A 14049-nucleotide genomic window follows, 5' to 3' on the forward strand; every position below is an offset into this window, starting at 1 on the left:
CGTCTCATCGCCACGGAGTCCTACGCCCGAACCGGCATCGCGGTTGCACCCGGGCGGGCTCGGCTGGTAAGCCGCCGGCTCCCCCGCCGCCCTCCCGCCCGAGACGCCGCCCGCCATGCCCGACCAGACCCCGAAGCGCCCGCAGAAGGTCGTCCTCGCCTATTCGGGCGGCCTCGACACCTCCATCATCCTGAAGTGGCTCCAGACCACCTACGGCTGCGAGGTGGTGACCTTCACGGCCGATCTCGGCCAGGGCGAGGAGCTCGAGCCGGCCCGCCGCAAGGCGGAGCTGCTCGGCATCAAGCCGGAGAACATCTTCATCGAGGACCTGCGGGAGGAGTTCGTCCGCGACTACGTCTTCCCGATGTTCCGGGCCAACGCCCAGTACGAGGGCGTCTACCTCCTCGGCACCTCCATCGCCCGGCCGCTGATCGCCAAGAAGCAGATCGAGATCGCCGAGCGGGTCGGGGCGGACGCGGTCTCGCACGGCGCCACCGGCAAGGGCAACGACCAGGTCCGGTTCGAGCTCGGCTACTACGCGCTCAAGCCCGACGTCACCGTGATCGCGCCCTGGCGGGAGTGGGATTTCCGCTCCCGCGAGGCCCTGCTCGCCTTCGCGGAGGCCCACCAGATCCCGATCGCCAAGGACAAGCGCGGCGAGAGCCCGTTCTCGGTCGACGCCAACCTCCTGCACGCCTCCTCCGAGGGCAAGGTGCTGGAGAACCCGGCCGACGAGGTGCCGGACTACGTCTATTCCCGCACCCTCTCGCCCGAGGAGGCGCCCGACACGCCGACCGTGATCACGGTCGGCTTCGAGCGCGGCGACGCGGTCTCGATCGACGGGGAGCGCCTCTCGCCCGCGACCCTGCTGGCGGCGCTGAACGAGCTCGGGCGGGCGAACGGCATCGGCCGCCTCGACCTCGTCGAGAACCGCTTCGTCGGCATGAAGAGCCGCGGCATGTACGAGACCCCGGGCGGCACCATCCTGCTGCCGGCCCACCGGGCGATCGAGTCGATCACCCTCGACCGCGGCGCGGCCCACCTCAAGGACGAGCTGATGCCGCGCTACGCCGAGCTGATCTACAACGGCTTCTGGTTCAGCCCCGAGCGCGAGATGCTCCAGGCCCTGATCGACAGGAGCCAGGAGCACGTGACCGGCACGGTGCGGCTGAAGCTCTACAAGGGCGGCGTCCACGTCATCGGCCGCGAGAGCCCGCACTCGCTCTACGACCAGGACCTCGTCACCTTCGAGGAGGGCGCGGTCGCCTACGACCACCGCGACGCGGCAGGCTTCATCAAGCTCAACGCCCTGCGCCTGCGCACGCTCGGGCAGCGCAAGCGCCGGCTCGGGGGCTGACGACGGCCGGCTTCACGGGACCCGGCGAGGGCGCCGGCGCCCGCGGGCCGGGCCCGGGTCGTCTCGCGATCGTCCGGCCGCGGCGCCGGACCGCCCGGAGCGGGGATTCCGGGCCGGACGGGACCCCGCGGGGTCCCCGACTCAGCCCGCGTCCTCCTCGTCGTCGTCGATGTCGACCAGGAACAGGATGTCGACGTCGTCCTCCTCGTCCTCGCTCGCGTCCCGGGAATCGCCCTTCGCCGGGTCGGCGGCCGGCTCGTCGTCGAACTCGTCCTCGTCCATGGCGTCCTCGAACGTCTCGGTCTCCTCCTCGGTCGAGGGACGCAGCGTCAGCGCCTCGGCCCGGCCCGACCAGAGCGGGCGGCCGTCGCTGGTCATGGTCCGCAGGTCGTCCTTGAAGCCCTCGACGTCGAGAAGCTCCCGGGCCCGCGCCTCGGTCGACCGGATGATGGCGACGGGGGTGCCGTCGATATCGAGAGTGAACATCATGCTTCCCTTGAGGCCGCCGCACCGCTCGAGGCGGGCGCCGCTGTGTTAGGGGGTGAAAGGCCGGCACGCCACCCTCGTTCCCGCCCGCGCGGCGGAAACCCGCCCGGCCGTCAGGAGCGCACGCAGGTAGAGAGCCCGCCGAGGCCGGCCATGCGGCCCTGGATCCGCCCCGCCAGCGCCCGCAGGCCGCGGGAGGGGGTGCGCGGGTTGCGGGTGATCGGGTTCGGCAGCGCCGCGACGAGGAGCGCGGCCTCGCCCCGCGTGAGGTCGCGGGCCCCCTTGCCGAACCAGTGCCGGGCCGCGGCCTCGGCCCCGAAGACGCCCTCGCCCCACTCCGCCACGTTGAGGTAGATCTCGAGGGTGCGGCGCTTGCCCCAGACGAGGTCGGCCATCAGGGCGAGGGGGATCTCCAGGGCCTTGCGGACGTAGGAGCGGCCCGGCCACAGGAAGACGTTCTTGACCGTCTGCATCGTCACCGTCGAGGCGCCGCGGCTCGGGCCGTCCTCGTCGTCGACCACGCTCCAGAGCGCGTCCCAGTCGACGCCGTCGTGCAGGCAGTAGCGCTGGTCCTCCGAGGCGATCACGCCCTGCACCAGGGCCGGCGCGACGCCCGCCAGGGGCACGACCTCGCGCGCAACCGGCCGGAGCGTCGCCCAACGGCCGAGCATCAGGGTTGAGGGCGGGGTCACCGCGCGATAGACGAGCGCCAGGGCCAGCACGAGGGCGACCGCCATGACGGGCAGCAGCAGGACGGCGCGAATCACGCGGCGCCAGCGGGTGCGGTCGGGCGGCGCGCCCAACGGCACGAGCCCGGAGAGCGGCTGCGACCGGCCGCCGCCCGAGCCCCCGTCGCGGTCCGCCGTGGCGCGCGGCTCCTGAATCCGTCCCTCCTCATGCCGTGCCCTGATGCCAGCGGCACCTCCTCGACCGAGGCCTCCACAATGCAGTCAACGCGGGCTCAGCAGGCCACGAAGCCGGGCCGTCCCCAGGATAATCTCGGGACTCCGGGCACCATCGGCTACCCCGACGGCGGCGATTTCACGGCGCGCCTCACGGCGGTCGCCGACGCCGTCGAGGCCTACCTCGCCGAGCGCCTCGGCGACGCCGCGCAGGACGGCGAGATCGCCCGGCCGCCCCGGCTGATGCAGGCGATGCGCCACGCCGTGCTGGGGGGCGGCAAGCGCCTGCGGCCCTTCCTCGCCATCGAGACCGCCCGCATGCTCGGCGGGGCCTATCCGGGGGCGCTCGCGGCGGGGGCCGGCGTCGAGCTCGTCCACTGCTACTCCCTCGTCCACGACGACCTCCCGGCCATGGACGACGACGACCTGCGCCGGGGCAAGCCCACGGTGCACAAGGCCTACGACGAGGCGACCGCGATCCTGGTCGGCGACGCCCTCCAGACCCTCGCCTTCGAGATCCTGGCCGACCCGGCCTGGCAGCCCGATCCGGGGATCCGGGCCGAGCTGGTGCTCGGGCTCGCCCGGGCCTCGGGCCTCGGCGGCATGGTGGGCGGGCAGCTCCTCGACCTCGGCGCGGAGGGGCGCTTCGGCCCGGCGAGCCTCGACGTCGAGGCGACGCTCCAGCTCCAGGCCATGAAGACCGGCGCGATCCTGGCCTTCTCGGTCGATGCCGGGGCGCTGGTGGGCGGCGCCGCCCCGCAGGAGCGCGCCGCGCTCCTGGCCTACGGGCGCGCGCTCGGCCAGGCCTTCCAGGTGGCCGACGACATCCTGGACCGCGAGGCCTCCTCGGAGGCCATGGGCAAGCGCACCGGCAAGGACAAGGACGCCGGCAAGGCGACCCTGGTCGACCGCCTCGGCCTCGACGGGGCGCGGGCCGAGTGCGAGCGCCTGGTCGGCGTGTGCGAGGCGGCGCTGGCGCCCTGGGGCGAGGCCGCCGCCACCCTGCGCGAGGCGGCCCGCTTCACGGTGGCGCGCAAGACCTGAGCGCAAGACCTGAGCGCAAGACCTGGGCGCGAGACCCGGCGCTCCCGGGAGCCCGGGTTCCGGGCCCCGCCCTCCCGCAAACCCGCACCGAGATCCCCATGGCGACTCACAAGATCCTGCTCCTGCCGGGCGACGGCATCGGCCCCGAGGTGATGCGCGAGGTGTCGAAGGTCCTCGGCTGGCTCACCCGCGCGGGCGTCGCCGCCTTCGAGACCGAGACCGACCTCGTCGGCGGCGCGGCCCTCGACGCCCACGGCGTGCCCTTGAGCGAGGACGCCCTCGGGCGCGCCAAGGCCGCCGACGCGGTGCTGTTCGGCGCCGTCGGCGGGCCGAAATGGGCGGGCGTGCCCTACGCCCGGCGCCCCGAGGCGGGCCTCCTGCGCCTGCGCAAGGACCTCGGCCTGTTCGCCAACCTCAGGCCGGCGATCTGCTACCCGGCGCTCGCCGACGCCTCGGCGCTCAAGCGCGAGCTGGTCGAGGGGCTCGATATCGTCATCGTCCGCGAGCTGACCGGGGGCGTGTATTTCGGCGAGCCGAAGGAGATCGTGACCCTCGAGGACGGCCAGAAGCGCGCCGTCGACACCCAGGTCTACACCTCGGGGGAGATCGAGCGCATCGCGGCGGTGGCCTTCGACCTCGCCCGCAAGCGCCGCAACCGGGTCGCCTCGGCCGAGAAGCACAACGTGATGAAGTCGGGCGTGCTCTGGAAAGAGGTGGTCACCCGCGTCCACGCCGAGCAGTTCCCGGATGTCGGGCTGGAGCACGTCCTCGCCGACAACTGCGCCATGCAGCTCGTGCGCAATCCCAAGCAGTACGACGTGCTGGTGACCGACAACCTCTTCGGCGACATCCTGTCGGACGTGGCCGCGATGCTCACCGGCTCCCTCGGGATGCTGCCCTCGGCCTCCCTCGGGGCGGTCGAGAACGGGACGCGCCGCGCCCTCTACGAGCCGGTCCACGGCTCGGCCCCGGACATCGCGGGCCAGAACCTCGCCAACCCGATCGCGATGATCGGTTCGCTCGCCATGGCGCTGCGCTACTCCTTCGGGCTCGTCGAGGCGGCCGACCTCCTCGAGGGGGCGATCACCCGGACGCTCGCGGCGGGCACGCGCACGCGCGACATCGCGGGCCCGGGGGTCAACGCCGTCGGCACGGCCGAGATGGGCGAGGCCATCCTGCGGGAGCTCGACGCCCCGGCGCGGTGAGGCCGCGGGCGGGCGCCGGGCACAATGCGGCGCCCGCCGGACGCGGAAACGGGCCCCTCCCGGGGCCCGCGCCGTGCCGCATCGTCCCCGGGCCGGTCCGCTTCGCGGCCCTCAGTAGCCGCGGGCGCGGGAGAGCGGCGAGGTCGGGTCGAGGTAGTCGACCGCCGACAGGTCGACCGTGACGGACGAGCGCCGCGCGCCGATGAACGGGCCGTTGGTGATCGGGTCGGGCAGGATCCCGGCGCCGCCCCAGCGCTCGCGCTGGCTGATGTAGGGCGGCGAGTTCAGGTACGAGGCCGTGATGAAGTGCGGGTTGGTGGCGGGGTTGCTCACCGAGCCGGCATTCGCCTCCACCACGTTGCCGGCGTCGAGCCAGCTGCGCGGGCGGACCCGGATCGCCAGGCCGTCGCCGCCGCGGTAGCTGCGGATGACGTAGCCGTCCTGCGCCTGCGAGGCGGCCGTGCCGGCACCGAAGGCCGCGAGGGAGAGAAGCCCGGTCAGGGCGAGAGTGTGGACGCGCATGACGCACCTTTGGTGAACTTCGCCAGGGTAGCGCCGGGTTTCTTAAGGAAACGGCGGCGCCTCTCGTATGGAAGACGTGCAAGTGCGGCCGAGGTTCCGATTCACGGCGAAGCTTCTCGCGAGCGCCGCACTCTCGCCGCATTCTTCCGGATCCGCCCGGCCGGCGCCGCCTTGCCCGCCGCCGCGGCCGGGACCGCCGCGGTCGTGGCCGGCTCCTCGGGCAGGCAGGCCGCCCGCGCGGGCCGCGCCGTCAGGGCGGTCGCGGCCCCGGGCAGGACCGCGCCCGGCAGGGCGCTCAGGCGGTCGACCGCGCAGGCCACCGCCCGCGGCTCGGGGAGTTGCCCGAGCGGCGCGCAGAGCCAGCCGTCGATCCGGACCGGCGCGCCGGCGACCCGGAACGCCGTGCAGGCGCGGGTGCCCCCGGTCCCGCCCAGGACGGCATCGATGGTCTCGACGGCGCCCAGGCGGCTCTCCACCTGCCCGCGCTCGCTCGTCCGAACGACCGCGAGGCCGCCCGCGTCCGCGGCGCGGCGGGCCAGGACGACGAACAGGCTCCCCTCCCCGTCCGTCCCCGCCGCCTCGGTGGCGACGAGGCGCAGGAACGGGGCCTCGACGACGTCGAACGTGCCGGCGGTGAGGATATCCTCGCGCAGTCCCGCCTGCGTGCGCGCCGACGCGACCGCGTCGGCACCGGCGCCGGCATCGGCGCCGGCCAGGCGGTAGCGGTCGGCCGCGACCTCGGTCCAGGCGGGGGGCGCGACGGAGCCGGCCGAGTAGCGCGGCACGAAGGCGCCCCGGGCGGGCGCCGGATCGGCGAGGCGCCGCTCGCTCGCGAGCACGCTCAGGAGCGCGACCGCGCCCGCCGCCGCCAGGGTGCGCCGCAGGGAGCGGCCGCGCCGGCGCGGCGGCGCCAGGGGCAGCGGGCGCGGCCCGGCCGGGCCGAGGTCCCGGGCGAGGCGCCGTCCGGCCCGCGTGAGGGCCGCGTCGTCAAAGTCAGGCCTGAGCGTCACGGCTCGTCTCCCGTCCGTCACGGCGGCCCGGCACGGCCGCGACGGGACCGGAATCGCATCGAATTTTCGCGATTCCGTTCGCGGCGCCCGCGTTCTCCCCGGCTTCCCGGGATCATGGTGGAGGAGGCGTTAAGCCGGGCCGGGGCGGGCGTGACGCGGCCGCGAATCTGTCGCCGGCCCGGCGCTCCGGCCCCTTGACAGATCGCGTGCGGCGCGCTGTTGCTGGCGAGGCTCGCGCATCCCATCTGGTGGATGCCATCCCGAGGACTGACCGCGCCATGCGGCCTGCGTCGACCACGACGAAACGCAAAGCCCTGACGGCGTTCACCGCCGGCTGACAGCCTCGCGTCGTCCTCGGATCCCCTCCCCGTCCGCGGCGGACGGAGGCCGGGCTCCGCGTCGAGCCCGCCTGACGATCTCCGGGGAGGAGCACGATCCGAACTGGAGCAGGACAGATGGGTTACAAGGTTGCCGTCGTCGGAGCCACCGGCAATGTAGGCCGCGAGATGCTCGACATCCTGGCCGAGCGCGCCTTCCCGGCCGACACCGTGGTGGCGCTCGCCTCCCGCCGCAGCCTCGGCCAGGAGGTCTCCTTCGGCGACCGGACCCTGAAGGTCCAGGCCCTGGACCAGTACGACTTCTCCGACACCGACCTGTGCCTGATGTCGGCGGGCGGCGAGACCTCGAAGGAATGGTCGCCCCGCATCGGCGCCCAGGGCTGCGTCGTCATCGATAACTCGTCGGCCTTCCGGTACGATTTGGACGTGCCGCTGATCGTGCCCGAGGTGAACGCCGACGCGGTCGTGGGCTTCTCCCGGAAGAACATCATCGCCAACCCGAACTGCTCCACCGCCCAGCTCGTGGTGGCCCTGAAGCCGCTCCACGACGCCGCCACGATCAGGCGGGTTGTGGTGGCGACCTACCAGTCCGTCTCCGGCGCCGGCAAGGAGGGGATGGACGAGCTGTTCAACCAGACCCGGGCGGTGTTCACGGCCGGCGAGGTCCGGGTGCAGAAGTTCACCAAGCGCATCGCCTTCAACGTCATCCCGCACATCGACGTCTTCATGGAGGACGGCTCCACCAAGGAAGAGTGGAAGATGGTGGCCGAGACGAAGAAGATGCTCGACCCCAAGATCAAGCTGACGGCGACCTGCGTGCGCGTGCCGGTGTTCATCGGCCACTCGGAGGCGGTGAACGTCGAGTTCGAGCGCCCGCTCTCGGCCAAGGAGGCGACGCAGATCCTGCGCTCGGCGCCCGGCGTGCTGGTGGACGACAAGCGCGAGCCGGGCGGCTACATCACCCCCCACGAGGCGGCCGGGGAGGACGCGACCTACGTCTCGCGCATCCGCGAGGACATCACGGTCGAGAACGGCCTGTCGTTCTGGTGCGTCTCGGACAACCTGCGCAAGGGCGCGGCCCTCAACACCGTGCAGATCGCCGAGGTCCTGATCAACCGCAAGCTGATCAGCCCGAAGCGGAAGGCGGCCTGAGGGCGAGCCCTCCCGCGTTCCCGGGCCGGGCGCCCTCGCCCCGGCCCGCCGCCCGCTCCCGCGAGACCCTCGCGCGGGGCCGCCCGACCCCCAGGAGATTCTCGCGATGGCCCCGACCGTCCTGTCCGTGCGCGACGACGCGCTCGCCGTGCTGGAGCGGCTCGGCGTTCCGGACACCGTCTTCTCGGAGGACGGCATGCCGGCCCGCTCGCCCATCGACGGCGGCGTCGTGGCGGGCCTGCGCGAGACCACCCGGGCGGAGGCCGAGGCGGCCGTCGGCCGGGCCGCGGAGGCGTTCCTCGCATGGCGCCGGGTGCCGGGGCCGCGACGGGGCGAGCTCGTCCGCCTCCTCGGCGAGGAACTGCGCGCCGCCAAGGACGACCTCGGGCGCCTCGTCACCCTGGAGGCGGGCAAGATCCTGTCCGAGGGCCTCGGCGAGGTGCAGGAGATGATCGACATCTGCGACTTCGCGGTCGGCCTCTCGCGCCAGCTCCACGGCCTCACCATCGCGACCGAGCGGCCCGACCACCGGATGATGGAGGTCTGGCACCCCCTCGGAATCTGCGGGGTGATCACGGCCTTCAACTTCCCGGTGGCGGTCTGGTCGTGGAACGCGGCCCTCGCCCTCGTGTGCGGCGACCCCGTGATCTGGAAGCCGTCGGAGAAGACGCCCCTCACGGCCCTCGCCGTGCAGGCGCTCGCCGGCCGGGCCCTCGCGCGCTTCGGCGCCGACGCGCCCGCCGGCCTGCTCCAGGTCCTGATCGGCGGGCGGGCGCTCGGCGAGCGCCTCGTCGAGGACGAGCGCGTGGCCCTGGTCTCGGCCACGGGCTCGACCGCCATGGGCCGGCAGGTGGCGCCGCGGCTCGCCCAGCGCTTCGCCCGGACGATCCTCGAGCTCGGCGGCAACAACGCGGCGATCGTGGCGCCCTCCGCCGACCTCGACCTGGCGCTGCGGGCCATCGCCTTCTCGGCGATGGGCACGGCCGGGCAGCGCTGCACCACCCTGCGCCGGCTCTTCGTGCACGAGAGCGTCTACGACGTCCTGGTGCCGCGCCTGAAGGCGGCCTACGGCACGGTGCGCATCGGCGACCCGCGCGACCCCGCGACGCTCGTCGGGCCGCTGATCGACACGGCCGCGGCCGACGGCATGGCCCGGGCCCTCGACGAGGCGCGGGCGATCGGCGGCACCGTCCACGGCGGCGAGCGCCTGCGCGACATCCGCGGCGAGGCCGCCGCCTACGTCCGGCCGGCCCTGGCCGAGATGCCCGAGCAGGCCGGCCCCATGCGCCGCGAGACCTTCGCGCCGATCCTGTACGTGACGCGCTACCGCACGCTCGAGGAGGCGGTGGCGGCCCAGAACGCCGTGGCGGCCGGCCTCTCCTCGTCGATCTTCACCCGGGATCTCGGCGAGGCCGAGACCTTCCTGTCGGCGGCGGGCTCCGATTGCGGCATCGCCAACGTCAACATCGGCCCCTCGGGCGCCGAGATCGGCGGCGCCTTCGGGGGCGAGAAGGAGACCGGCGGCGGCCGCGAGGCCGGCTCGGACGCCTGGAAGGCCTACATGCGCCGGGCCACCAACACGATCAATTACGGCCGCACCCTGCCGCTCGCGCAGGGCGTGAGCTTCGACCTCTGAGGCGGCGCCCACGGGCTGCTCGGCCCGTCGCAGGACCTCGCGTCCGGCGATGCCTGCGGATCGAGGGCCGGCCTCGGCCGCGCCGGGTTCGTCGCGCGAGGCGACGAGCATCCCGGCCGGCGCGCTCCCGTGCGCGCCGCCGCCTCCCGGCTCACGCCGGCATGGCCCGCTCGATCATCCGGGCCCAGAGCGAGACGCCGTAGGGCGTGGCCGCGTCGTTGAAGTCGTAGGCCGGGTGGTGCAGGCCGGCGCCCTCGCCGGTGCCGAGGAAGATGTAGGCGCCGGGCCGCTTCTCCAGCATGTAGGAGAAGTCCTCGGCGCCCATCATCGGGTTGACCGCCCGCTCGACCGCCGCCTCGCCGGCGACCTCGGCGGCGACGTCGGCCATGAAGGCGGCCTGGTCGGGGTGGTTGTCGGTGACCGGGTAGCCGCGGCCGTACTCGGTCCGGGCCGTGGCGCCGAAGGCGGCCGCGACGTTCTGGGCGATGAGCCCCATGCGCGCCTCGCACAGGTCGCGGGTCGCCTCCGAGAGGGTGCGCACGGTGCCGTTGAGGAGCGCCGTCTGCGGGATCACGTTGAAGGCGTCGCCCGCCCGGACGGTGGTGACGGAGACCACCGCGGAGGCGAGGGGATCGACGTTGCGCGCGGCGATCGATTGCAGCGCCGTGACGACGTGGGCGGCCACCAGCACGGTGTCGATGCACTCGTGCGGGGCCGCGGCGTGCCCGCCCCGGCCCTCGATCGTGATGGTGAAGCGGTCGGCCGCCGCCATGATCGGGCCCGGCCGGATCGCGAAGCTGCCGAGGGGCAGGCCCGGCTTGTTGTGCAGCCCGTAGACCTCCTGGATGCCGAAGCGCTCCATGAGCCCGTCCTTGACCATGGCGTCGCCGCCGGCGCCGCCCTCCTCGGCGGGCTGGAAGATCACCACTGCGGTGCCGTCGAAGTTGCGGGTCTCCGCCAGGTACTTGGCGGCCCCGAGCAGCATCGCGGTGTGCCCGTCGTGCCCGCAGGCGTGCATCTTGCCCGGCACCGTCGAGCGGTGGGGCACGTCGGTTGCCTCCTGGATGGGCAGCGCGTCCATGTCGGCGCGCAGGCCCACGACCTTGCCCGAGGCGCCGCTGCGGCCGCGGATCACGCCCACGACCCCGGTGCGGCCGAGGCCCGTCACCACCTCGTCGCAGCCGAAGGCCCTGAGGCGCTCGGCCACGAGGCCGGCGGTGCGGTCGACCGCGAACAGCAGCTCGGGATTCTGGTGGAAGTCCCGGCGCCAGGCGGTGATCTCGTCGGCGAGGGCGGCGATGCGGTTGATGACGGGCATGGACGGCTCGTGGGGTGGCGATGGGCTGCTGGGATATGGGGCGCGAAGCAAGCCGGAGACCGGTGCCCCGGTCAACTCTTTGCCCGCGCCCTCCGCGGGCGCCCGGCGCCCAGCGCATGGCCCGGCGCGCCCGCCCGCCGGGTGGCCTGCGTCTTGCCACGGCGGCCGGGCCGGGAAGGCTGGACACGCCCGCGCGCGTCGTGTCCAAGGCGTCCGGCCGGCCGCTCCCTCCGGGTCGCTCCCGCGACCGCGGAGGGTCTTGAAACCGATGCGTTTTTCCGTCACGGGCCGTGCACGCGGCGCGGGACAATGCTGTACTGGCCGCTCGCGTATCCTGGGAGCCCGTTCGTCGATGTCCTTGGTGAAGCCCCGTTCGCTGCTGAAGAGCCTCGCCGCCGCCTCCGCCGTCGCGGCGGCGCTCGGCGCCGCCCCGGCCTCGGCCGCCAACACCTTCCGGTTCGCCTTCCAGGGCGACCTGAAGTCCCTCGATCCCTACACCCTCAAGGAAACGTTCACCATCGCGGCGCACGGCGCGGTCTACGAGTCGCTCGTGACCCGCGACAAGGACCTGAAGCTGGCCCCGGGGCTGGCCGAGTCCTGGGAGACCCCGGAGCCGACCCGCTACCGCTTCCACCTGCGCAAGAACGTCACGTTCCACGACGGCACGCCGTTCACGGCCGACGACGTGATCTTCTCGGCCGAGCGCGTGCGGGCCCCGGGCTCGAACTTCCAGACCAACGTCCCGGCCGACGCCACCTTCGTGAAGGTCGACGCCAACACCGTCGACATGGTGCTGAAGAACCCCAACCCCATCGCCCTGTACCAGTTCGGCGGCTGGTACATCATGTCGAAGGCCTGGGCCGAGAAGAACGACGCCACGAAGCCGACCCCGGTCTCGGCCTCGACGCCGAGCTACGCCGCCCTGCACGAGAACGGCACCGGCCCGTTCGTCATCACCGAGCACCAGCCCGGCGTGCGCACGGTGTTCAGGAAGTTCCCGGGCTACTGGGGCAAGGTCGAGTCGAACATCGACGAGGCGATCTTCACGACGATCCAGAACGACGCCACCCGGGTCGCCGCGCTGCTGTCGGGCGAGGTCGACTGGGTCGACCCCGTCCCGCTCCAGGACCAGAGCCGCGTCAGCGGCAGCCCGAACGCCGTGGTGGTCAACGCGCCCGAGCTGCGCACGATCTACCTCGGCATGGACCAGGCGAGCGCCGAGCTCAAGGGCTCGAACGTCAAGGGCAAGAACCCGTTCAAGGACGTGCGGGTGCGCGAGGCGTTCTACCGCGCCATCGACGAGGACGCGATCGTCAAGCGCGTGATGCGCGGGCAGGCGGCCGCGGCCTCCCTGCTGATCGCACCGCCGCTGTTCCCGCTGGCGGGCGAGTTCAAGCGCCCCGCCTACGACCCGAACCGCGCCAAGGCGCTCCTGGCCGAGGCCGGCTACCCGAACGGCTTCGAGGTGCCGCTCGACTGCCCGAACGACCGCTACGTCAACGACGAGGCGATCTGCCAGGCCATCACCTCGATGCTCGCCCGCGCCGGCATCAAGGTGTCGCTCCTGGCCCAGCCCAAGGCGAAGTACTTCGCCAAGATCCTGAAGCCGGCCTACGACACCGCCTTCTACCTGCTCGGCTGGACCCCGTCCTCGATGGACTCGCACAACATCCTGTACGAGATCACCGGCTGCCGGAACGACCTCGCCTCGCCCCGCGGCACGACCAACCTCGGCAATTACTGCAACCCGAAGGTGGATGCCCTGGCCGACAGGATCGAGCGCGAGACCGACCAGGAGGCCCGCAACCTGATGATCAAGCAGGCCTACGACGTCGTCCAGGCCGACTGGGGCTACATCCCGCTGCACCAGCAGGCCCTGGCCTGGGGCGTGTCGAAGAAGGTCAAGCTGGTGCCCCGGGCCGACAACCAGATGATGCTGTTCTGGGTCTCCAAGGAGCCCTGAGCCCCCGAGGAACCAGAGAAGCGGGCCCCGCCCCCGGAGACGGGCGCCCGCGCCGCACCGGCCGACCCCGGACGGCCTCCCCGCGGCGGGGAGGCCGCACGCGAAGCAGAAAAGACACGAAGCCCCCATGCTCGCCTTCATCCTCCGCCGCGTGCTGCAATCCGTCGGGGTTCTGCTCGCGGTCGGGCTGATCGCCTTCGCGATGTTCCGCTTCGCCGGCGACCCGGTGAACCAGCTCGTCGCCCCCGACACGCCCTACGCCGAGCGGCTCCAGATCCGGCAGAGCCTCGGGCTCGACGACCCGGTCCTGGTGCAGTTCGCCCGCTACGCCGGCAACGCGCTGCGGGGCCGGTTCGGCAATTCCTACCAGTTCCGCCAGCCGGTCTCGACGCTCCTCGCCGAGCGCATGCCGGCCACCCTCGAGCTGGCGCTCTGCGCGACGGTGTTCGCCCTCGTGGTGGGCATCCTGATGGGGGTGTACTCGGCGCTCCACCGCGACGGCGCCCTCGCCAAGCTGCTCCAGGCGGTCTCCCTCGTGGGCGTCTCGCTGCCGACCTTCCTGATCGGCATCCTGCTGATCTTCCTGTTCTCGGTCACCCTCGGCTGGCTGCCCTCCTACGGCCGCGGCGACACGGTGCGGCTCGGCTGGTGGACCACCGGCTTCCTCACCGCGTCGGGCCTGCGCGCCCTCGTCCTGCCCTCGATCACGCTCGGGCTGTTCCAGATGACGCTGATCATGCGGCTGGTGCGGGCCGAGATGCTGGAGGTGCTGCGCACCGACTACATCCGCTTCGCCCGCGCCCGCGGGCTCACCACCCGGTCGATCCATTTCGGCCACGCGCTGAAGAACACGCTCGTGCCGGTGATCACCGTGGCGGGGTTGCAGCTCGGCTCGATCATCGCCTTCTCGATCATCACCGAGACGGTGTTCCAGTGGCCCGGCATGGGCCTGCTGTTCGTGCAGGCGGTGCAGAACGTCGACGTGCCGATCATGGCCGCCTACCTGCTGCTCGTCGCGCTGATCTTCGTCTCGATCAACCTCGTGGTCGACCTGCTCTACACCGTCGTCGACCCGCGCCTGCGCCTCTCGGTGCGGCGCGCGGCCTGATCACAGGA

The 14049-nt window shown here is 73.0% G+C and carries 12 protein-coding genes; 7 read left to right on the forward strand and 5 right to left on the reverse strand.

The window, feature by feature from the left end; all coding sequences use genetic code 11:
• The first annotated feature begins 115 nt into the window (after positions 1–115).
• The gene (locus tag DT057_RS09830) at positions 116–1357 is read left to right on the forward strand and encodes an argininosuccinate synthase (protein ID WP_128561914.1); all 1242 of its coding nucleotides are present in this window, start codon (positions 116–118) and stop codon (positions 1355–1357) included.
• Positions 1358–1498: 141 nt separating this feature from the next.
• Here the strand turns inward: DT057_RS09830 and DT057_RS09835 are convergent, their stop codons facing one another.
• Together DT057_RS09835 and DT057_RS09840 are read right to left on the reverse strand one after the other, a co-directional pair.
• Positions 1499–1843 carry a hypothetical protein gene (locus tag DT057_RS09835; protein ID WP_128561915.1) on the reverse strand — a complete coding sequence of 115 codons (345 nt, stop codon included), beginning with the start codon at positions 1841–1843 and terminating at the stop codon, positions 1499–1501.
• 113 nt (positions 1844–1956) lie between these two features.
• Positions 1957–2580 carry a biosynthetic peptidoglycan transglycosylase gene (locus tag DT057_RS09840; RefSeq protein WP_238312772.1) on the reverse strand — a complete coding sequence of 208 codons (624 nt, stop codon included), beginning with the start codon at positions 2578–2580 and terminating at the stop codon, positions 1957–1959.
• 207 nt (positions 2581–2787) lie between these two features.
• Between DT057_RS09840 and DT057_RS09845 the strand changes: the two genes are divergently transcribed.
• Together DT057_RS09845 and leuB are read left to right on the forward strand one after the other, a co-directional pair.
• Positions 2788–3789, forward strand: a complete 1002-nt coding sequence (locus DT057_RS09845) for a polyprenyl synthetase family protein (RefSeq protein ID WP_128561917.1) — start codon at positions 2788–2790, stop codon at positions 3787–3789.
• 98 nt (positions 3790–3887) lie between these two features.
• A complete protein-coding gene (leuB, locus tag DT057_RS09850) occupies positions 3888–4994 on the forward strand; it encodes a 3-isopropylmalate dehydrogenase (RefSeq protein ID WP_128561918.1) in 1107 nt (368 codons plus the stop codon).
• A gap of 111 nt (positions 4995–5105) precedes the next feature.
• Here the strand turns inward: leuB and DT057_RS09855 are convergent, their stop codons facing one another.
• Together DT057_RS09855 and DT057_RS09860 are read right to left on the reverse strand one after the other, a co-directional pair.
• A complete protein-coding gene (locus DT057_RS09855; protein WP_128561919.1) occupies positions 5106–5516 on the reverse strand; it encodes a hypothetical protein in 411 nt (136 codons plus the stop codon).
• A 101-nt stretch (positions 5517–5617) separates the two neighbouring features.
• Positions 5618–6526: a hypothetical protein gene (locus DT057_RS09860; protein WP_128561920.1), complete on the reverse strand. Its 909-nt coding sequence runs from the start codon at positions 6524–6526 to the stop codon at positions 5618–5620.
• Positions 6527–6981: 455 nt separating this feature from the next.
• On the opposite strand from DT057_RS09860, the gene DT057_RS09865 reads away from it, so the two are divergent.
• Complete coding sequence (locus DT057_RS09865) at positions 6982–8016, forward strand: aspartate-semialdehyde dehydrogenase (protein WP_128561921.1); 1035 nt, start codon at positions 6982–6984, stop codon at positions 8014–8016.
• 106 nt (positions 8017–8122) lie between these two features.
• Positions 8123–9652 carry an L-piperidine-6-carboxylate dehydrogenase gene (amaB, locus tag DT057_RS09870; protein ID WP_128561922.1) on the forward strand — a complete coding sequence of 510 codons (1530 nt, stop codon included), beginning with the start codon at positions 8123–8125 and terminating at the stop codon, positions 9650–9652.
• Positions 9653–9803: 151 nt separating this feature from the next.
• Here amaB and DT057_RS09875 read toward each other — a convergent pair whose 3' ends face one another.
• Positions 9804–10970: a M20 aminoacylase family protein gene (locus tag DT057_RS09875; protein ID WP_128561923.1), complete on the reverse strand. Its 1167-nt coding sequence runs from the start codon at positions 10968–10970 to the stop codon at positions 9804–9806.
• 361 nt (positions 10971–11331) lie between these two features.
• Here DT057_RS09875 and DT057_RS09880 point away from each other — a divergent pair, with 361 nt between their 5' ends.
• Positions 11332–12933: an ABC transporter substrate-binding protein gene (locus tag DT057_RS09880; protein WP_308220137.1), complete on the forward strand. Its 1602-nt coding sequence runs from the start codon at positions 11332–11334 to the stop codon at positions 12931–12933.
• A 127-nt stretch (positions 12934–13060) separates the two neighbouring features.
• Entirely contained in the window at positions 13061–14041 is a 981-nt protein-coding gene (locus tag DT057_RS09885; RefSeq protein ID WP_128561925.1) for an ABC transporter permease, read from the forward strand.
• The last annotated feature ends 8 nt before the right edge of the window (positions 14042–14049 follow it).

Origin of the sequence: Methylobacterium crusticola, assembly GCF_003574465.1 — a bacterium.
GTDB classification, from domain to species: Bacteria; Pseudomonadota; Alphaproteobacteria; order Rhizobiales; family Beijerinckiaceae; genus Methylobacterium; species Methylobacterium crusticola.